We start from the raw sequence: 17,988 nt of genomic DNA on the forward strand, positions 1-17,988 counted from the left end.
TCGATTTCAAGGGCCAAAACACCTGTGCGCAGATTCGTATGACGCCTAACGGCAAGTTCCTTTACGCGCCCAACCGAGGGCACGACAGCATCGCGGGGTTTTCCGTGGATGCGGCGTCGGGGAGGCTGACGGCGGCGGGACATACGGCGGTGGAGCGGGTGCCCAGGGCGTTCAACATCGATACCGAGGGCAAATTTTTATACTCGGCGGGGTTGGAGACGGGTAGGATGGGGGCGTACCGGATAGACCAGGCCACGGGCAGGCTGGACCAGATAGGGATGTACGAGGTGGGCCAGCGGCCCATGTGGGTGCTGACGACGAGGCTAGGCAGCTAGGAACTGCTCCAGGTGGGTGGTGAGGCGGTCTTCTATCTCCCGGGCCATCTCCTTGCCGGCCTCGGCGGAGGCGTAGGTGGCATCGCCCAGGGCGCCATTGGCGGTGACCTCGTCGAAGTAGTTGGCGGTGATGATGTCGTTGGTCTTGGCGTCCATGCCGCCGCTGAAGGCAGGGCCGAGCATCTGGCCTTTGGCCAGGGCCTCGGTCTTGGCGATGTTGGGGGTGAGGTGCATGGCTAGCGAGGTCTCGATTTCGCAGGCGTGGCCGATGCGGGGCGAACGCTGGTATTTGTCGACGAGGGTGGGCGAGGGCCAGTGAAGGGCGTAGGCCACTTTAACGCCTAGCTCCTGCCGCAGCTTCCAGGTGATGACGTTGAGGGTAGCCATGTTGCCGCCGTGGCCGTTGAGTATGAAAAACTTCTGAAGTCCGTGCTTTTGCAGGCTGCCGACGACGTCGCGGAGGACTTCGATGAAGGTCTCGGGTCGGAGAGAGATGGTGCCGGGAAATCGCATATGGTGGGGCGAGACTCCGAAGGGCAGGGAGGGGGCGAGGATGGCGCGGGGGTAGAGGCGGCGGGCGAGGTTGCGGGCGCCGGCGGTAGCGAGGGCGATGTCCGAGCTTTCGGCGATGTTGGGGCCGTGCTGCTCGTTGGAGCCGGTGGGAATGATGGCGACCTCGACGGTCTTGAGGGCTTCTTTGACTTCGGGCCAGGACATCTCAGCCAGGACGAAGGCTTTGTCTGCCATGCCACACCTCCGCGTCGTCGGATGGCGGTATGGTAGCACCGCAATCACCCTGGGAAAAGCGGCCTTTCCCTATATGCGGGCCGACGCTATACTACGCCCATCTTTGTAGAGGCGTGGGCGCTGTGAAAAGCATAGAAATCGACCGCAAGAAGCGGCTCAAGGACCAGCCCAACAAGGGGCACAATCGATGGCATCCGGACGTGACGCCGGTGGTGGAGGCGGACCCGGGGGAGGAGGTGGTTATCCAGACCAAGGACGCGTCCGACGGGCAGATAACCTTCGGGGCGACGCTGAAGGAGATCGCCGGCATATCGAGGAAGGTAAGCCACCCGCTGACGGGGCCGGTGTATATCAAAGGCGCCAAGCCCGGAGATTTGCTGGAGATCGAATATCTGGACATACTGCCGGAGCCGACAGCGTTTACTCGATTCGTGCCCAACGTCGGTTTCTTGCGAGACCTGTACCCGGAGCCGTACCTGGCGCACTGGAGCATCAAGGACGGGTGGGCGAGGTCGAAGCAGCTTCCGGGGGTGCGGATACCCAACGGCTGTTTTATGGGCACGGCGGGGCTGGCGCCGTCGAGGAAGCAACTGGAGGAGTGGACGCGTCGAGAGGAGGAGCTGCTGAAGCGGGGAGGCCGCGTTATGCCGCCGGACCCGGAGGACGCGGTGCCGTCGGGTGGAAAGATTGCGAAAGAGGGGTTGCGGACGCTGCCGCCCCGGGAGAACTGCGGCAACGTCGATATCAAGCAGTTGACCAAGGGATCTCATCTATTTATCCCTGTGGCGGTGGACGGCGGGCTGTACTCGGTGGGGGATGGGCACTTCGCCCAGGGCGACGGCGAGGTGTGCATCACGGCGGTGGAGATGGGGATGACGGCGGCAGTGAAGTTCAAAGTGCACAAGGGCGAGGCGCAAAAGCTGGGCATCAAGTGGCCCCGGTTCTCGCACCCGGGCTACTTCATCGACCCCCAGTGGGCGGCGCCGCGCAAGTTCATCGCCACTATGGGGATGCCCGTGCGGGACGACGGCGGGAACGAGAGCGAAGACCTGACGCTGGCCTGCCGCAACGCCGTCGTAAGGATGATAGAGCTGCTGCAGGAGCGAGGGTGGACTCGCGAGCAGGCGTATATTATTTGCAGCGTGGCGGTGGACTTGAAGATAAGCAACGTGGTGGACTTGCCGAACGTGACGGTGTCGGCATTTTTGCCGGAGGATATTTTTGAGAAGTAACGAGCGTTGTGAAGGTCGGATGCTAAATAGGGTTCTGTAATCCCTACCGCACCCTGAAGGGTGCGGCATAGGCTTCGTCGGCAGCTCTGTTAACGAAATGAACGAGACCTAGTTGTACAAGAAGTTAGGAGGAATAATGACAACGACATCCCAGCCGCAGCAGCAGACGACGAACAGCAGGCCGACGTATCTGCCCACGGGCATTACGATGACGGCGCACCGGCCGGTTATCAAGGCGCGAAAGGGAATGATAACCAGCGCGCACTACGCGGCGTCGATGGCGGGACTGCGGATGTTCGTGCAGGGGGGCAACGCGGTGGACGCGGTGGTGGCGGCGGCGGCGGCGCTGAACGTGGTGGAGCCGTATATGTCGGGCATGGGCGGCATCGGGATGCTGGTGATGAGCCGATATCATGGCAAGGAGCGGAAGGCCTTCAACTTCACTGGCCTGGTGCCCCACAAAGCTGTGCCGGAAGCCTTCTCGCCGCAGACCCACAGCGTGGGGACTCGGTGCCCGCTGGTGCCGGGGAACCCGGCGGGGTGGCTGACGCTGCTGGAGAAGCACGGCAAGCTGTCGAGGTCGCAGGTGCTGACGCCGGCCATAGAGCTGGCGGAGGAAGGGTACGTGGTGTCGGAGCTGGACGCTAAGTTTTTTGAAGTCAACATGGCGAAGTTGGAGAAGTTCCCCACCACCAAGGCTGCGTACTACCCCCACGGGAGGCCACTGAAGGCGGGGGAGATACTGGTACAGAAGGACCTGGGGAGGAGCTTTCGCATACTGGCCGACAAGGGGTTGGACGGGTTCTATCGAGGGCCTATCGCCGAGGAAATCGAGCGGTTTATGAAGGCTAATGACGGCTTGATAGATAAGCAGGACTTGAGGGACTACAAGCCGGCGTGGGAAGAGCCCATCGCTATCAAGTACAAGGGCTTCGACATTATCACCAACGGCCCCAACTCCAATGCCTTCCAGGTGCTGGAGACGCTGAACATCCTGGAGTCTTTCGACGTGAGGGGCCTTGGGCACAACTCGGCGGACTACATCCACCTGGTGTCGGAGGCGATAAAGCTGGCGGCCACGGACCGCATCATGTTCGGCGGCGACCCGAATTTCATGGACGTGCCCATAAAGGGGTTGCTGTCGAAGACATATGCTCGAGACCAGCGGCTTCGGATAAACCACTATCGCGCATCGACGGTCATGGGCGAGCGGTACACCGACAACCCGCCTCCAGGCTCCTTCGTCGCCGGCAAGCCCGCGGCCTACACCAGCGGCGAGACCACCCACCTGGCGGCAGCGGACTCGGAGGGGACGGTGGTGAGCCTGACGCAGACGCTGGGGGCGGCGTTTGGATGCTCGGTGGTTATCGGTAATACTGGGTTTATTATGAACAATAACATCGATCTAATGGACATCAAGCCCGGAAGCGGCAGCAACTTGCTGGTTCAGCCTGGTAAGCGGCCAGGGAGCAACATGGCGCCAATCCAGGTCTTCAAGGACGGCAAGTTCCTGCTGTCCATAGGCACGCCAGGGAGCTACGGCATTCCCCAGACCACCACTCAGATGATATTGAACTACATCGAGTTTGGGATGAACCTGCAGGAAGCGCTGGAGGCGCCTCGGTTCCGGGTTATGGGCGGCGTTCAGATAAACATGGAGGACCGGATATCCAAGGCGACGCGGGACGACCTGGAGCGTCGAGGGCACAAGGTGGGGCTGCTGGGCGAGTGGACTAGCGAGGTCGGTGGCGGGCACGCGCTGTCGCTGGACCAGTCGACGGGGGTGTTGATGGGAGGGGCGGACCCTCGGCGGGACGGGTACGCGCTGGGGTTCTAGGTAGACCCCTATCCTGACCTTTCCACACATTGTGGAACAAATAGAGAGCGGGGGTAGGTGACAGTGATAAAGGATTGTGCTTCCAGGGTTTACCCCTCATCCTACGCCTTCTCCCACAAGGGGAGAAGGAATTTCCTCGGTGGTGGTCAATTTTTGTACACAACTCAAGCCTTATCTAGCGCTGGGCATACAGGGAAAGAATGAAGGTAGCGTTATGGACTTCAGGCTAAACGCCGAACAGCAAGAGGTGGTGTCGAGGGCGGAGCGGGTGGCCCGGGAGGGGCTGGCGCCTCGCGCGGCGGAGGTGGACGCCTCGGGCAAGCACCCCGTCGAAAGCCTGCGGGACCTGTGGAAGAACGGGCTGCTGGCGATGACGGCGCCCAAGAAATATGGTGGCCTGGGGCTGGACGTGCTGGCGTCGACCATGGTGCTGGAGAAGCTTTCGGCGGGCTGCACCAACACGGCCAACAGCTTCAACATGCACGCCACGGTGCTGCGGTACATCGACACCCTGGCATCGGACAAGCAGAAGGCGTTTTTCTATGGCGAGGTGGTGAAGGAGGGGAGGCTCATCGGGAGCTGGGGGAGCGAGCCGGCCAGCCACGGCGGGATAGGGATGAAGCGGACGACCATCGAGCCGTCGGGTGACGGGTATGTGATCAATGGCCTGAAGCACTTCAGCACCATGGCCGGAGCGTGCCAGTGGGCGATGGTGCATTGCAATTTCAAGAATTCTGACAACAAACGTATGCTGACCCACGCCATTGTGCCGACGGACTCGCCAGGGATAACCATCAGCCCCGAGTGGGACACGCTGGGGATGCGCGGGACGGTGAGCCCGGTAGTGACCTTCAAGGGCTGTCTCGTGAAGAAGGAGTGGGTGCTGGGCCAGCCCGGGAGCGGCGACAAGGCCGTCGGCGATATGCACAGCTTTACTCTGGGCGACGCGGCGGGATACTTGGGTACGGCCCAAGCGGCGCTGGACTATACCAAGGAGTTCGTGAAGAAGAACAGGTTTGACCCCGACCCGGCGCCTATGTCGCACAATCCGATTATTCAGCGGCACGTGGCCGAGATGGCGCTGTCGATTGAAGGGGCGCGGCTGATGCTGTACAAGGCGTGCTGCTTATTTGATGAATCGGACACTATCGGCAAGGCGATACTGACGGGGAAGGCGCGATGGCTGGCGGGGGGGGCGGCGCTGATGGTGACCAGCCGCGCGTTGCAGGTGTGCGGGGGCCGGACGGCGCACAAGCGATACCCGCTGGAGCGGCACTTCCGGGACGCGAGGACGGGGACGCTGATGCCGCCAGCGGCGGACAGATGCCTGGACATGGTGGGGAAGTCGGAGCTGGGGCTGGAGGAGATGCTGGAGGGGTTGAGGCATTCGACGCAGGCGTAGGGGGAGGGACGGGTAGCCCAAGAGACCAGGGCACATATCCCTTGACGCCTAGCGTAAAGCGCTATACAGTTCTATTGTGATTAAGTCCTTTAAGGACCAAGAGACGGAGAGGGTCTACCGTCGTCTGTATTCCAGGAAGTTTCCGCCTACTATCCAACGGACGGCCCTGCGGAAGCTACGGATGTTGAACAATGCGCGGTCGTTAGGGGACCTTCGGTCGCCTCCAGGAAATCGTTTGGAAAAGCTTTCAGCGAACCGCCAAGGGCAGCACTCAATCCGAATCAATGATCAATGGCGGATCTGCTTCGTCTGGACTCGGAGCGACGCGTTCGAGGTTGAGATTACAGATTATCACTAGGAGTTGTATACCATGGGAGAGCAAAAGATGGCCCCTGTCCACCCTGGGGAGGTGCTGCAGGAGGAGTTCTTGAAGCCCTTGGGTCTCAGCCAGCATAGACTGGCCTTAGACATTGGCGTTGACCCACGGCGCATCAATGAGATCGTTTTGGGGAGGCGGAGTGTGACTGCCGACACAGCGTTACGATTAGCACGCTATTTCGACACGTCACCAGAGTTTTGGCTTGGGCTTCAGGCCCAGTTCGACCTTGATGTTGAATCAGATAAGCTGGGCACCAGGTTGGAAAGAGAAGTTAAAGTGTACTCTGGTGCTCGTTGATGATTCTGGCGGGGTTAAGGCATTCCACGCAGGTGTAGGGGTGGCTGTAATAGTCTCAACTTCGGCGTAGACACCCTCTATCATCAGTGATCAGGACGAAACCAAGTGAGCAGTTGTGGAGCGGTATCTTGGACAGTACTCGAACCTTCTACGGCTCGACCTGGTACCCAGACTAAACAACTGCTGGCCGAACACTAGCTGGGGGGGGGGGGGGGGGGGGGGGCGGGGGGGCTGGTGCGTGGACAAGGACTGGCCTAAATCTTGGCGTTCTTTCCTTAGTGTCTTCACATTTTCGAGATTGATTTCCCTTGGGAACGTTTTGGCGCCAATTTCACCAACCCGCAAGTGAAGGGCTAAGGCAGTAATGAGAACCATTGCCCTTTGTTGGGCCGTAGGTGGCGATTGTTGCAAGAGCTGTATGAGGGTCTTTCCCAAAGTGAAGGCTCCCGCATGAGTTGGTACAGAAGAGTATCGATAAAACATCTCGTACTCCCTTACCCAACCATCGCCTAAGTCTTTGCACATCTTTTGCAGCTTTTTCCAAGCTCGAGCCGGTACAATGCCCAGCACTGCAGGCTGGGGATTTTGCTCTATCTCCTGCTGTAGCTGTTCTGCTTCTTCGTGCGTGAGTGGAATCCCTCCGTGTCTCAGGTATTGAGTCAGGCGTCCGTTGGCGTCCTTCTCAATGTAAGCTAGATTCACTGCAAGTTCGAAGAGAGAGCGTGTGAGAATCACCGCACTGTCCCAATGGTCGTTGTCCGAGTCCGAGAGTACTTTCACAGAATGCAACCGTTCATTTGCTTGGGCTAAAAAGAGCGTCACAACTGTTGGCCAAGGATCGCCATGCGGCAGATCAATATCTGAGGTAACCGCAAACACGCGGTTGGACAGGTCGACGGTTCTTTGCCAGATGTCTTGTGTGGCCAATTCTAACTACTCAACGGGTCGGTACACTCAAGTGAACGACTGAGAGGTAAAGGAACTGAGCAGGGCTCAGTAACCTCACACCTCCACAATCATCTCGATCTCAACGGCGGAGCCGCCGGGGAGGGTGGCGAGTCCGACGGCGGAGCGGGCGTGGCGGCCCTTGTCGCCGTAGAGCTCGACGAACAAGTCGGAGCAGCCGTTGATGACGGCGGGGGGTTGAGTAAAGTCGGGGGCGGAGTTGACCATGCCGAGGACTTTGACGATTCGCTTGACCTTGTCCAGGTCGCCGATTTCCTTTTTAAGGTTAGCCAGGAGGGCGAGGCCGCAGCTTTTGGCGGCTTGGTAGCCTTGCTCGACGGTCAGGTCTTTGCCTAACTTGCCGTCGAATCGCGAGCCGTCGGGCTTTTTTGGAGGTGACGCCGGCGAGGAAGATGAGATTACCGGTGCGGACGATGGGGACGTAGTTGCCGCCCGGCGGTGGAGGCGGAGGCAAGGTGATGCCCATCTGCTTGAGTTTGTCTTCGACTTTGGACATGGCGGGACTCCTTGAGGTTTGAGGGGATTATAAGGCCATCAGTGGGGTTTCACAAAAAGGGACCACGGAGGGGAATAACCAAAGGGATGTGGTCTAGCCTGACGGACGAGGCGTGCTAGCAGGGCTTCACCCTCACCTTAAATCCTCTCCCATCAAGGGAGAGGAAAGAAGAAGAGAGGCATCAGTCGGAATGTTGGCGGTTGACATATTCTTTGATGCGTCTAATACCAAATCGGCGTAATAGAGGCAGGAATAAGGTATGGGATGTTACCGAGGTGTTCCTTCCGGTCCTCTCCCCCCTTGAGGAGGAGAGTTAGAGAGGGGGGTCGGGGTCGAAGTGTGGTAGGGGAGGTCTCCCTGTCACCAACCGCAATTATGCGGCGCCACTTCCTCTCACAGCATAACCGCCGTCTCTAGACCGATTTGGTATAAGAGGGATATTGTCGCTACTGGGCTAGCCAGCCGCCGTCGACGACGAGTTCAGCGCCGGTAACGTAGGAGGACTCGTCGGAGGCGAGGTAGAGGCAGGTATAGGCCACCTCTTCGGCGTGGCCGCGTCGGCCCAGGGGGATTTGGGCGAGGGCCTGACGCTCGACGGCGGGGTCGGTGAAAATGCCGGCGGCCATGGGCGTGTCGATGGGGCCAGGGTGGACGGAGTTACAACGGATGCCGTCGCGGGCGTATTGAATGGCTATCGCCTTGGTGAGGGTGCGGACAGCGCCTTTGGAGGCGTTGTAGGCGGGATGGGTAAACCTGGAGCCGACGACGCCAAGCTGGGAGGACATATTGATGATGGAGCCGCCGCCGGCGCGTTTGAGGGTGGGGACGGCGGCCTTGACGCCGAGGAACACGCCTGACGAGTTCACGTCCATGATAAACCGCCACGCTTCCTCGGTCAGCTCGTTGCCGAACTGAGCGCCGCTGACGCCGGCGTTATTGACTAGGACGTTTAGCTTGCCGAATCGGCTCTCGGCCTCATACACGGCCTGCTGCCAGTCGTTCTCTTTTCGCACATCGAGCTTGAGGAATCGGGCGTTGCCTCCGGCCTTAGCTATGCTTTCAGCGACGGCGCGGCCTTCTGCTTCCAGCACGTCGGCGACGATGACGGCGGCGCCCTCCCGGGCGAAGAGGCGGGCCGTGGCCTCGCCGATGCCCCGGGCACTACCGCTGATAAGGGCGACTTTTCCATTTAAGCGCATGGTTGCATTTATTTAATCCGCTCGCACTTCGACAGGCTCAGTGTGAGCGGATGGAATTGCTACTGGGCGGTCCAGCCGCCGTCGATGACCAGCTCGCTGCCGGTGACGTAGGAGGACTCTTCGGAGGCAAGATATAACATGCCGTAGGCGATTTCCATGGGCTGACCGATGCGGCCCATGGGGACTTTGGACATGAGGCGGTTGAGGAAGGCGGGATCGGCGCGGCGGTGGGCGGTCATAGGGGTCTCGATGGGGCCCGGGTGGATGCTGTTGCATCGAATATTGTCGGCGGCGAACTGAATGGCGATGTTCTTGGCGAGAAGGCGGACGGCGCCCTTGGAGGCCTGGTAAGCGGCGTGGCTGGCGTCGCCGCCGACGAGGCCCAGCTGGGAGGAGGTAATGATGACGGAGCCGCCGCCGGCGCGTTTGATGGCGGGGAGGCCAGCCCTGGCGCCGAGGAAGACGCCGGTGGAGTTGACGTCCATGACCTTGTCCCAGTCGGAGCGGGTTATCTGGTCGATGCGGCCCTGGCTGGTGATGCCGGCGTTGAGGATAAGGACGTTGAGCTTGCCGAACTGGTCGGTGGCGGCCTTGACGGCCTTGGCCCAGTCCTCCTCCTTAGTCACGTCCATTTTAATATAGAGGGCGTTCTTGCCGGTCTTGTTGAGTTCGTCGGACAGCTTGCGGCCCTCGGCCTCCAGCAAGTCGGCCATGACCACCTTGGCGCCCTCCTGGACGAAGAGCCGGGCTGTGGCCTCGCCGATGCCTCGCGCGCCGCCGCTGATAAGGGCGACTTTGCCTTGAAGACGCATAGTGTCCTCCCTCTACCTCGTAAACTGAGGGGATGATACACCACGAACCGTAGAGTCAAAAGGGGAGAGTGACAGAAAGGAATTGTCAGAAAGAAAAGTTTCTGTATAATTAGGCGAGTTTTTGGGAGCGCCCGAAAACAAACGACTAGGGAGAAGAAGCACTTGGTGGAATTTGCGGACAAGACCCTAACCTGTTCGGACTGCGGGACCAGCTTTGTGTTCACTGCTGGCGAGCAACAGTTCTTTGCGTCGCGGGGGTTCTCCAACGAGCCCAAGCGCTGCCAGAACTGCCGCTCCTCTCGGCGCGCTCAGCGCGGCGCCCCGGCAGCCTCGGGCGGCGGCGACGGCAGCCGCTCCAGGGAGATGTTCAAGGTCACCTGTGCGGAATGCGGGAACGAGACCATGGTGCCCTTCCAGCCCAGGGGCGTTCGACCCGTATACTGCCAGGACTGCTTCAGCAAGCAGCGCTCTCGCAGCTTCTAGTTGCCAATCCACCGCGCCCCCGCCTCCAGGCTTTTGCCCTCCAGCCCAGGGAAGCTACCCCGCCGCCCCCTTTATAAGTTATCCTGTCTTCAATCTATTAGGCATGGCGCTCGACTAAATGAAATTCAAAGACCTTAGCGAATTTATCGCTTTTCTGGAGGGCAAGGGGCAGCTTAAGCGCATCAAGACTCCGGTGTCCTGGGACCTGGAGATAACGGAGATTTGCGACCGCGTCGTTAAAAAAGGCGGCCCGGCCCTATTGTTCGAAAACGTCCAGGGCTACGACATTCCGGTCCTCATTAACATGTACGGCACTCAGCAGCGCATGGCCTGGGCTTTGGGCGCGGATAGCCTCGATGACGTGGTGGGACGGGTGAACGACATGCTGGGCCTGATGCAGGGGCCGCCGCAGGGCATCATGGAAAAGATGAAGGCCTTGGGGCAACTTATGAAGGTGGCGTCCTACCAGCCAAAGACAGTGCGCAGCGCGCCCTGCCAGGAGGTGGTGCTGGAAGGGGACCAGGTCGATCTGTTCAAGCTGCCGATTCCCAAGTGCTGGCCCATGGACGGCGGGCGGTATATCACACTGCCGCTGGTTATCACCAAGGACCCAAACACGGGCACTCGAAACATGGGGATGTACCGAATCCAGGTGTACGACAAGAACACCTGCGGCATGCACTGGCAGACCCAGAAGGTCGGCACCAAACACTATCGAGAGAGTAAGGAGCGGAAGCGTGATAGGTTGGACGTGGCGGTAGCCCTGGGCGGCGACCCGGCGACGATCTGGACGGGGTCGGCGCCGCTGCCGCCGGAGATGGACGAGGCCATGGTAGCGGGGTTCCTCCGGGGCGAGGGCATTGAGATGGTCAAGGCTAAGACGGTGGATATCGAAGTGCCGGCGCAGGCGGAGATTGTGCTGGAGGGCTACGTCACGCCCGGCGACGAGCGCACCGAGGGGCCTTTTGGCGACCACACTGGCTACTACTCTATGCCCGACACCTACCCTGTGTTCCACGTTACCTGCATTACGCGACGGCGCAAACCCATCTACCCCACCATTATCGTCGGCAGGCCGCCCATGGAAGACTACTACATGGGCAAGGTCACCGAGCGCGTGTTTCTGCCCATCATCAAAATGGTGGTGCCGGAGGTGGTTGACATAAACATGCCTGCCGAGGGCGTGTTCCATAACCTGGTCATAATATCGGTTAAGAAGGACTACCCGGGGCAGGCACGAAAAGCTATCTATGCGCTGTGGGGCCTGGGCCTCATGTCGCTGGCCAAAGCTATCATCGCCGTCGACCACCACGTCAACGTCCAAGACTTATCCGAAGTGGCGTGGCGCGTGACCAACAATCTCGACCCCCAGCGAGACATCTTCTTCGCCAGCGGGCCGATTGACGACTTAGACCATGCCTCGCCGACGGCGCACTTCGGCAGCAAAGTAGGCATCGACGCCACCACCAAAATCGCCGGCGAGGGCCACCCCCGCCAGTGGCCTCCGGACATCGTCATGTCGCCGGAGATAAAGGCGATGGTCGATAAGAAGTGGCGGGACTACGGCCTCTAGCCTGGCTTGATGTCCTTCCCCTGCTCCAGGGCCGTGAGTATGGCCTGGACTAATTCGCGGGCCGACTCCGGCGTCAGCTCCACCGCCACCCGCGCCCCAGGCCCCGCCTTCTCGTCGACGAAGTCGATGTTCAAGGAGTGGTCCAGTGGCACGTGAAAGGGGTGGTCGTAGGAGACGTTGACGTGGGAGAGCTTAAACCAGCCGTCGGCGCCTTTGCCGCTGCCTGTGACAGCCGCCCGCTGGCAAATCATGGTGCACATGGCTTGATTTTATCTCCTGGCCTGGCGGGCTTACTTGCTCAGGTGCTTGCCGAAGAAGGCGAAGGTCTTGCTCCAGGCGTCTACCGCGGCCTCCTGCCGGTAAGCGGGGCGGTCGTAGTACCAGAAGCCGTGGCCGGCCTTGGGGTACATGTGGAACTCGTACTGCTTCTTGTGCTTCTTCAGTTCCTCTTCGTGCTGTTTTACCTGGGCGGGCGTGGGGCTCTGGTCCTCCTCGCCGAAGAGGCCCAGCAGTGGGCAAGAGAGGTCCTTGGTGTAGTCGATGGGGGCCACGGGCTGCTGCTGCGTGAGCTTGCTCTTATCGGCCACCACCACGTTGCCGCCCCAGCAGTCGACGGCGGCGTTGAAGGCCTTGGTGCGGCAGGCGGCCAGGAAGGTGTTGCGCCCGCCGGAGCAGGTGCCGACGACGCCCACCTTGCCGTTGAGATATGGCAGGGACCGCAGGTGTTTGGCCGCGCCTTCGGTATCGCCGACCATCTGCTCGTCGGGGATGCCGCCGGCGGCGCGGACCTTGGCGGCCACGTCTTCGGGCACGCCATGGCCGGTGCGGTAGTAGAGGTTATGGCTAATGGCGACGTAGCCGTGGTGGGCGAAGTTGCGAGTGAAGGTCCTGTAAAGCTCGTCCCAGCCGGGCATGTGGTGGATGAGGACCACGCCTGGAAAGGGGCCGCTGCCTGATGGGCGGGCGAGGTAGGCGTTGATGGTGTCGCCCTTGTGGCCCTTGATGTTTACCGTCTCTGCAATCATGCCTTCTTTCATATCGGTGGAATATTTATGCATCGTCTTCCTTCTTACGGTGCGCTGATAGGTGCAAGATTCATCCTTGGGAGGATTTTTGTCAAGCGGCTGCAACCGCAACTGGTCTTTTATGCACTAATGTCATAAGTTTGCAGTGTCTACATGTAAGGAAGTGAGAGCTTGAAGGGTGTAATATAGCCGAGAAAATTAAGAGCAGTTGCATCCACAGCAGGTTTTCCCTCCACCATCTAATGACAAGAAACAGAGTAACCATTGGCACGGTGTCATTGCTCAGCATAATCTTTAGCATATATGCGCTATTGTTTGTAGAAATCCCCTGGACAAACAAAGACTCTCTGAACTACGTAGGCTTATTCATTTCTTCTATACTTACAGGTGCAACTCTTGTAATCTCAGGACCCGGTCAAGCTCTCATCATAGCGGCTGGTAAATCTTTTAATCCAATTATTGCGGGACTTGTAGGAGGTTCTGGTCTTGCCTTGGGTGAGACTTCGGGTTTTCTACTTGGTCGATCCCTGGGTAGAAAGCCAGACAGTGCTCCGATCACGTCAGGAATCGTTTCTAGGATTACCAGCGTTGCGTTGATGAGATGGAGATGGTTGTTTATAATCCTCCTTGCTCTGATTCCGAATCCTTTTTTGATATCGTCGGAATAGGATGTGGATATACAGGAGTCAAGTTCTCGAGCTATTTTATTCCAACCCTTATTGGAAAGGTTGGGCGTGGTATGCTCTTATCCTACTTGGGATGGGAGCTCTTGAGTTAGTATCCAGACAATGATTTTATGAGTACAGTTAATAATACTCAAGGCACAAAAGGATTGCAGAGTTCCCGAGCTCTTTCTACGACATCTCCCAAGGCACAAGTGCTTATTTTTATTGTGGTTGTAGCTGTATTCAACTTCTTAATTCTGTGCTTAGGTCCAGAAAAGCTTAATGAGAAGCAAACGGTTGTGCTGGCGATAGTTTTGCTTTATACCGCTTTGGGTTGGGGATTTAGAACAGTGGCTGAAAGGTCCAATATCTAATATTGAATATCAAGAACCAGCATTTCTAACACTTATGATTCTTGAAAGGAAGTATCAGATTTTGGCTTCTCTTCTTACTGGTTCCAAACTCCACCTCTTCGCATCCGCTATACGCGTCGAGCACACGCTGTTTGCGCTGCCCTTTGCGTACATAGGCATGTTTTTGGCGGCGGACGGCTGGCCGGGGTGGGACAAGTTCATCTGGATAACAGTGGCGATGGCGGGGGCGCGCACAGTGGCGATGGCGGCTAATCGTGTCGTTCATCAGAAGGAGGACGCCGCCAACCCTCGCACGGCGGGGCGGCACCTGCCGAGGGGCCTACTGGGTAAGCGCGAAATGATAGCCGCCATGGTGGTGTCGGTGGCTGTGTTTTTCTTCGTGGCCTCGCAGTTGAACAACCTGGCGCTGGCGTTGGCGCCGGTGGCCCTGGCCGCTATGGTCTTGTACAACTACGCCAAGTATTTCACCTGGCTCTGCCATCTGATACTCGGCTGGACCGACGCCATCGCTCCCGCCGGGGCGTGGATAGGCGTGACGGGCAGCCTGGACCCCGAGGCAGTGGTGCTGGCGGCGGGCGTGGCGCTGTGGATAGGCGGCTTCGATGTTATCTACGCTTGCATGGACTATGACTTCGACAAGTCCTACGGGACCCATTCGATACCGAGGCAGTTCGGCATTCCGGGGGCGCTGCTGTGGGCCAAGGTTATGCATCTAGGGGCGTCGGCGGCGCTGCTGGCCGTCGGAATTATGCTAGAGCTAAACGCTTTCTACTACGCCGCGTGGGTTGGGGCATCGGCCCTGCTGGTGTACCAGAACGCCATCGTTAAGCCTAACGACCTATCGAGGGCTAACGTGGCGGCGCTGAAGATCAACACCTACGTGGGCTTGATACTGCTGGCGGGCGTAAGCCTGGCGGTGTTCCTGTGAAGCCTGTAGTGGTAGGCATATCGGGGGCCAGCGGCGCAGTGATGGCGCGGCGGACTGTGGACGCGCTCCTGGAACGGCGGGTGCCGACGGCGCTGGTAATCACCAACAACGCCAAGCTGGTGTGGCAGCAGGAGTTAGACATATCGCTAAACGAATGTCTGGCGGCGTGGCGGGAGGACCCGAATTTTACCGACTACGGCCTGTACGAGATGGCGGCACCTATCGCCAGCGGCACATACCCGACGGGCGGCATGGTTATTGTGCCGTGCAGCATGACCACAGTGGCGTCGCTGGCCCACGGCGTCGCCAACAACCTGCTGCTACGGGCCGCCGACGTATGTATTAAAGAGAAGCGGCGGCTGGTGATAGTCCCTCGCGAGACTCCTCTCCATGCTGTGCATCTCGAAAACATGGCTACGCTGGCGAGGCTGGGGGCCGTGGTGCTGCCGCCGGAGCCGCCCTTCTACCTTCAGCCTCATACCGTGGACGACATCGTCGATTTTGTGGTGGGGCGGATACTGGTGGCCCTGGGGGTGGAGGAGTCGCTGCCGCCGCGGCACCAGTACAAGGGCGAGGGGGCCTAGGGGCGCGAATGGTTGAGCTGCGGGGCGACGAGAAGCGCCGCTACGTGGGCGAGATGTTCACCCGCATCTCGCCTCGATACGACCTGATGAACGCCGTCATGACCTTTGGCATGGACCGCAGGTGGCGTCGAGCGGCGGCGAGGCAGGCGATGACGGGGTTGGAGGGGCCGGCCCTGGACGTGGCGACGGGCACGGGCGACCTGGCGCTGGAGCTGTCGAGAACTCAAGGGGTCACGTCGGTGGTGGGGGTTGACCTGCTGGAGCCGATGGTGTCGCGGGCGGCGCGGAAGCAGGCGAGGAAACGCACCCACGCTTCCGTCGATTTCATGGTCGGCGACGCGCTGTCGCTGCCCTTTCCGAAAGACACCTTCGCCTGCGTGACGTCGGGCTTTGCGCTGCGGAACGTGCCGGACCTGGAGGGGGCGCTGCGGGAGATGATGCGGGTGGTGAGGCCAGGCGGCCGGGTGCTGTCCTTGGAGACGCTGCCGGCTGAGGGTGGGATTTTCAGGCCCATAGTGCGGTTGTATTTCAACACGGCGGTGCCGTTTTTGGGGTCGCTGGTGGCGGGGGACGGAGCGGCGTACAGCTACTTGTCGAAGTCGATGGGAAGGTTCCTGTCATCGGTGGCGTTGGAGAAGATGTATCGGGACGTGGGGTTTAGGGACGTGGGGCGGAGGCCGCTGGCGATGGGGTCAGTGCATCTGCATTGGGGCGTCAAGGGCTAGCCTTGGGGTTTAGACGCTGGGGCTTTTGGCGGGTAGCGGCGTGGGTACCGTTACTGTCGTGGGTCGGCATGATCTTCTACTTGTCATCGCAGAGCCGTCCGCCGGGGGCTGAGTCCGTTAACTGGATTCCCACCAGCTATGAGGACATCGTGATACATTTCTGCCTTTACTTTATGCTGGGCGTTTTTCTGTTTATCGCGGTCAAGTCAGTAGGCCGGCATAAGCCCAATCCGTTTCAAGTCCTTGCCCTGGCCGCCGCGTCGGTCCTTATAGGAGCCGCCGACGAGATATATCAGAGCTTTGTGCCCGGTCGAGTGAGTTCTATTGCAGACTGGCTTGCCGACTCGGCAGGAGGAACGTCGGCCATAGCGCTCCTCTCGTGGGCATGGCCCCTTACGAAGCTCAAGATGGCGAGGCAAGGTTAGGCGGCCAGCTTTACCTTGTCGACGATGCGGGGTGGACTAGATAGGGTGCGGTGGACGGGGCATCGCTGCGCGATTTCCAGGAGGCGCTGGATCTGGTCTTCGTCCAGCGGGCCCTTGAGGGAGATGTGGCGGTTGAAGGTGTCGGCGGGACCGGTTTCAGGGCTGGCCTTTTCGCGGGTAAGCTCCACCTTCACGGCTTCGAGGGGCCAGCCCTTTCGGCGAGCGTAAAGAAGAAGAGTCATGGAGGTGCAGGTGCCGAGGGCGGCCAGCAGCAGGTCGTGGGGGCTGGGGCCGAGGCCGTCGCCGACACCGGGCGGCTCGTCGCCGATGAGGCTGTGGCCGTTGGTGGTGATGACTTGCTGAAGGTTGCGATAGCTCTCCACCGTTACTTTTTCCATGGGGTGCTCCTGATGGTTAGACAAATCTTAGCCTATCGTGTTAGGGCCCTTGAGGGCAATTCCATCGGAGGTATCGCAGAGTTGGACTACCAAGCCAGACTAGTCTGGTTTTGTATTAGCGCCTCCGATGGACACAATCCAATGGTATAAATCTGCGGTGGTCCTTGAGCGGGAGACGCAGAAGACACCGATACGCAACGAAAAACGTCTTGACAGCAGGATGGGGTGACCATAAGATTCTTTATGATTAAAAAGTAAATAGACGCGTACCCTTCTTATCGAGACAGGCAGAGGGAACGGCCCGATGAAGCCTGGCAACCGGTCCCGAGAAATCGGGATGTCGGTGCCAATTCCGACGTCCTTCCATTGAAGGACGACAGATGAGGGGGGCTCAGACTTTATGAATGAGCTTCCCTTATGGGGAGCTTTTTATTTTATGAGAGGAAAGGACTATTGGCGGAAATAGAAGCCATACAGTGGAGCGGCGACAAACTGAAGCTCCTGGATCAGACCAAGCTACCCCACCAGACGGTGGTGTTGGAGCTTCAGGACTACCGGCAGGTGGTAAAGGCTATTCGAGAGATGCAAGTGCGGGGCGCGCCTGCTTTGGGCGTCACAGCCGCCTATGGTTTAGCCTTGGCGGCGCGGGAGTTGAGCGCAGGCCAGAGCAAAGATTTCTTATCCAGGCTTTGCAAGGCTGCCAACGAAATCATTGCGGCACGGCCCACGGCGGTGAACGTGGCGTGGGCCGTTACGCGGTTGATGGCGATGGCGGAATCGACTGTCGTTCCTAGAGATGCGGCATCGAGGCTGCTAGACGAGGCCCAGGCTATGGAGTCGCGAGACAAGGAGATAAACCGTCGCATGGGGAAGCATGGCGCGACCTTGCTGGCTAAAGCGGCGGGCGTCATGACCCACTGCAACACCGGCGCGCTGGCGACGGCGGGTTACGGGACCGCCCTGGGTGTGATACGAGCGGCGTGGGAAGGCGGGCACAGATTTAAGGTATTTCATACGGAGACACGTCCTTTTCTGCAGGGCGCTCGCCTCACGGCCTGGGAACTAGTGCAATTGGGCATACCCGCCACTATGGTAGTGGACTCGGC

At 59.5% G+C, this 17,988-nt stretch carries 21 protein-coding genes, 1 pseudogene and 1 riboswitch; of the genes and pseudogenes, 15 read left to right on the plus strand and 7 right to left on the minus strand.

The window, feature by feature from the left end; all coding sequences use genetic code 11:
- On the plus strand, positions 1–335 hold a 335-nt coding region (locus FJ320_10920; protein MBM3926469.1), incomplete at its 5' end, for a hypothetical protein.
- Here FJ320_10920 and FJ320_10925 read toward each other — a convergent pair.
- On the minus strand, positions 324–1,082 hold the full coding sequence (locus tag FJ320_10925) for a creatininase family protein (GenBank protein MBM3926470.1): 759 nt from the start codon (positions 1,080–1,082) through the stop codon (positions 324–326). The genes FJ320_10920 and FJ320_10925 overlap by 12 nt on opposite strands.
- Positions 1,083–1,111: 29 nt before the next feature.
- Between FJ320_10925 and FJ320_10930 the strand changes: the two genes are divergently transcribed.
- From FJ320_10930 to FJ320_10950, 5 genes are all read left to right on the plus strand, one after another.
- Positions 1,112–2,314: an acetamidase/formamidase family protein gene (locus tag FJ320_10930; GenBank protein MBM3926471.1), complete on the plus strand. Its 1,203-nt coding sequence runs from the start codon at positions 1,112–1,114 to the stop codon at positions 2,312–2,314.
- Positions 2,315–2,450: 136 nt separating this feature from the next.
- A complete protein-coding gene (gene ggt / locus FJ320_10935; protein MBM3926472.1) occupies positions 2,451–4,151 on the plus strand; it encodes a gamma-glutamyltransferase in 1,701 nt (566 codons plus the stop codon).
- A 214-nt stretch (positions 4,152–4,365) separates the two neighbouring features.
- Positions 4,366–5,553, plus strand: coding sequence for an acyl-CoA dehydrogenase (locus tag FJ320_10940; protein ID MBM3926473.1), 1,188 nt, complete (start codon positions 4,366–4,368; stop codon positions 5,551–5,553).
- 76 nt (positions 5,554–5,629) lie between these two features.
- Positions 5,630–5,911 (plus strand): type II toxin-antitoxin system RelE/ParE family toxin, encoded by a 282-nt coding sequence (locus FJ320_10945; GenBank protein MBM3926474.1) that lies wholly within the window; start codon positions 5,630–5,632, stop codon positions 5,909–5,911.
- 12 nt (positions 5,912–5,923) lie between these two features.
- The gene (locus tag FJ320_10950; protein ID MBM3926475.1) at positions 5,924–6,229 is read left to right on the plus strand and encodes a HigA family addiction module antidote protein; all 306 of its coding nucleotides are present in this window, start codon (positions 5,924–5,926) and stop codon (positions 6,227–6,229) included.
- 1,002 nt (positions 6,230–7,231) lie between these two features.
- Here FJ320_10950 and FJ320_10955 read toward each other — a convergent pair.
- From FJ320_10955 to FJ320_10965, 3 genes and pseudogenes are all read right to left on the minus strand, one after another.
- A pseudogene (locus FJ320_10955) lies at positions 7,232–7,691 on the minus strand (RidA family protein).
- 446 nt (positions 7,692–8,137) lie between these two features.
- On the minus strand, positions 8,138–8,890 hold the full coding sequence (locus FJ320_10960; GenBank protein MBM3926476.1) for an SDR family oxidoreductase: 753 nt from the start codon (positions 8,888–8,890) through the stop codon (positions 8,138–8,140).
- A 59-nt stretch (positions 8,891–8,949) separates the two neighbouring features.
- The gene (locus tag FJ320_10965) at positions 8,950–9,702 is read right to left on the minus strand and encodes a glucose 1-dehydrogenase (GenBank protein ID MBM3926477.1); all 753 of its coding nucleotides are present in this window, start codon (positions 9,700–9,702) and stop codon (positions 8,950–8,952) included.
- A gap of 165 nt (positions 9,703–9,867) precedes the next feature.
- Here FJ320_10965 and FJ320_10970 point away from each other — a divergent pair, with 165 nt between their 5' ends.
- Entirely contained in the window at positions 9,868–10,185 is a 318-nt protein-coding gene (locus tag FJ320_10970) for a zinc-binding protein (GenBank protein MBM3926478.1), read from the plus strand.
- A gap of 118 nt (positions 10,186–10,303) precedes the next feature.
- A complete protein-coding gene (locus tag FJ320_10975) occupies positions 10,304–11,758 on the plus strand; it encodes a menaquinone biosynthesis decarboxylase (protein ID MBM3926479.1) in 1,455 nt (484 codons plus the stop codon).
- On the opposite strand, the gene FJ320_10980 is transcribed toward FJ320_10975, so the two are convergent.
- The gene (locus FJ320_10980; protein MBM3926480.1) at positions 11,755–12,018 is read right to left on the minus strand and encodes a hypothetical protein; all 264 of its coding nucleotides are present in this window, start codon (positions 12,016–12,018) and stop codon (positions 11,755–11,757) included. The genes FJ320_10975 and FJ320_10980 overlap by 4 nt on opposite strands.
- 30 nt (positions 12,019–12,048) lie before the next feature.
- Positions 12,049–12,795 carry a dienelactone hydrolase family protein gene (locus FJ320_10985; protein ID MBM3926481.1) on the minus strand — a complete coding sequence of 249 codons (747 nt, stop codon included), beginning with the start codon at positions 12,793–12,795 and terminating at the stop codon, positions 12,049–12,051.
- A gap of 299 nt (positions 12,796–13,094) precedes the next feature.
- On the opposite strand from FJ320_10985, the gene FJ320_10990 reads away from it, so the two are divergent.
- The 6 genes from FJ320_10990 (at position 13,095) to FJ320_11015 (ending at position 16,484) form a co-directional block, all read left to right on the plus strand.
- Positions 13,095–13,451 carry a VTT domain-containing protein gene (locus FJ320_10990; protein MBM3926482.1) on the plus strand — a complete coding sequence of 119 codons (357 nt, stop codon included), beginning with the start codon at positions 13,095–13,097 and terminating at the stop codon, positions 13,449–13,451.
- A gap of 128 nt (positions 13,452–13,579) precedes the next feature.
- Positions 13,580–13,822: a hypothetical protein gene (locus tag FJ320_10995; protein ID MBM3926483.1), complete on the plus strand. Its 243-nt coding sequence runs from the start codon at positions 13,580–13,582 to the stop codon at positions 13,820–13,822.
- Positions 13,823–13,856: 34 nt separating this feature from the next.
- Positions 13,857–14,750 carry a 4-hydroxybenzoate octaprenyltransferase gene (locus tag FJ320_11000; GenBank protein MBM3926484.1) on the plus strand — a complete coding sequence of 298 codons (894 nt, stop codon included), beginning with the start codon at positions 13,857–13,859 and terminating at the stop codon, positions 14,748–14,750.
- Positions 14,747–15,334: a UbiX family flavin prenyltransferase gene (locus tag FJ320_11005; protein ID MBM3926485.1), complete on the plus strand. Its 588-nt coding sequence runs from the start codon at positions 14,747–14,749 to the stop codon at positions 15,332–15,334. Before FJ320_11000 ends, FJ320_11005 begins: the two co-directional genes overlap by 4 nt.
- A gap of 8 nt (positions 15,335–15,342) precedes the next feature.
- Complete coding sequence (locus tag FJ320_11010) at positions 15,343–16,059, plus strand: ubiquinone/menaquinone biosynthesis methyltransferase (GenBank protein ID MBM3926486.1); 717 nt, start codon at positions 15,343–15,345, stop codon at positions 16,057–16,059.
- A 2-nt stretch (positions 16,060–16,061) separates the two neighbouring features.
- Complete coding sequence (locus tag FJ320_11015) at positions 16,062–16,484, plus strand: hypothetical protein (GenBank protein MBM3926487.1); 423 nt, start codon at positions 16,062–16,064, stop codon at positions 16,482–16,484.
- On the opposite strand, the gene FJ320_11020 is transcribed toward FJ320_11015, so the two are convergent.
- Entirely contained in the window at positions 16,481–16,882 is a 402-nt protein-coding gene (locus FJ320_11020; GenBank protein MBM3926488.1) for an OsmC family protein, read from the minus strand. The genes FJ320_11015 and FJ320_11020 overlap by 4 nt on opposite strands.
- A gap of 272 nt (positions 16,883–17,154) precedes the next feature.
- Positions 17,155–17,269: riboswitch (SAM riboswitch) on the plus strand.
- Positions 17,270–17,299: 30 nt separating this feature from the next.
- On the opposite strand from FJ320_11020, the gene FJ320_11025 reads away from it, so the two are divergent.
- The coding region (locus tag FJ320_11025; GenBank protein ID MBM3926489.1) for an S-methyl-5-thioribose-1-phosphate isomerase at positions 17,300–17,988 on the plus strand (689 nt) is incomplete at its 3' end.

The organism is SAR202 cluster bacterium, from assembly GCA_016872285.1.
GTDB lineage: Bacteria > Chloroflexota > Dehalococcoidia > Lucifugimonadales.

Coding starts and splice junctions, on each gene's coding strand:
- FJ320_11010 (MBM3926486.1), top strand. CDS start 15,343: ATGGTTGAGCTGCGGGGCGACGAGAAGCGCCGCTACGTGGGCGAGATG.
- FJ320_10950 (MBM3926475.1), top strand. CDS start 5,924: ATGGGAGAGCAAAAGATGGCCCCTGTCCACCCTGGGGAGGTGCTGCAG.
- FJ320_10980 (MBM3926480.1), bottom strand. CDS start 12,018: ATGTGCACCATGATTTGCCAGCGGGCGGCTGTCACAGGCAGCGGCAAA.
- FJ320_10930 (MBM3926471.1), top strand. CDS start 1,112: ATGGTAGCACCGCAATCACCCTGGGAAAAGCGGCCTTTCCCTATATGC.
- FJ320_10985 (MBM3926481.1), bottom strand. CDS start 12,795: ATGAAAGAAGGCATGATTGCAGAGACGGTAAACATCAAGGGCCACAAG.
- FJ320_10975 (MBM3926479.1), top strand. CDS start 10,304: ATGAAATTCAAAGACCTTAGCGAATTTATCGCTTTTCTGGAGGGCAAG.
- FJ320_10960 (MBM3926476.1), bottom strand. CDS start 8,890: ATGCGCTTAAATGGAAAAGTCGCCCTTATCAGCGGTAGTGCCCGGGGC.
- FJ320_10995 (MBM3926483.1), top strand. CDS start 13,580: ATGAGTACAGTTAATAATACTCAAGGCACAAAAGGATTGCAGAGTTCC.
- FJ320_10965 (MBM3926477.1), bottom strand. CDS start 9,702: ATGCGTCTTCAAGGCAAAGTCGCCCTTATCAGCGGCGGCGCGCGAGGC.
- FJ320_11000 (MBM3926484.1), top strand. CDS start 13,857: ATGATTCTTGAAAGGAAGTATCAGATTTTGGCTTCTCTTCTTACTGGT.
- ggt (MBM3926472.1), top strand. CDS start 2,451: ATGACAACGACATCCCAGCCGCAGCAGCAGACGACGAACAGCAGGCCG.
- FJ320_11020 (MBM3926488.1), bottom strand. CDS start 16,882: ATGGAAAAAGTAACGGTGGAGAGCTATCGCAACCTTCAGCAAGTCATC.
- FJ320_10940 (MBM3926473.1), top strand. CDS start 4,366: ATGGACTTCAGGCTAAACGCCGAACAGCAAGAGGTGGTGTCGAGGGCG.
- FJ320_10925 (MBM3926470.1), bottom strand. CDS start 1,082: ATGGCAGACAAAGCCTTCGTCCTGGCTGAGATGTCCTGGCCCGAAGTC.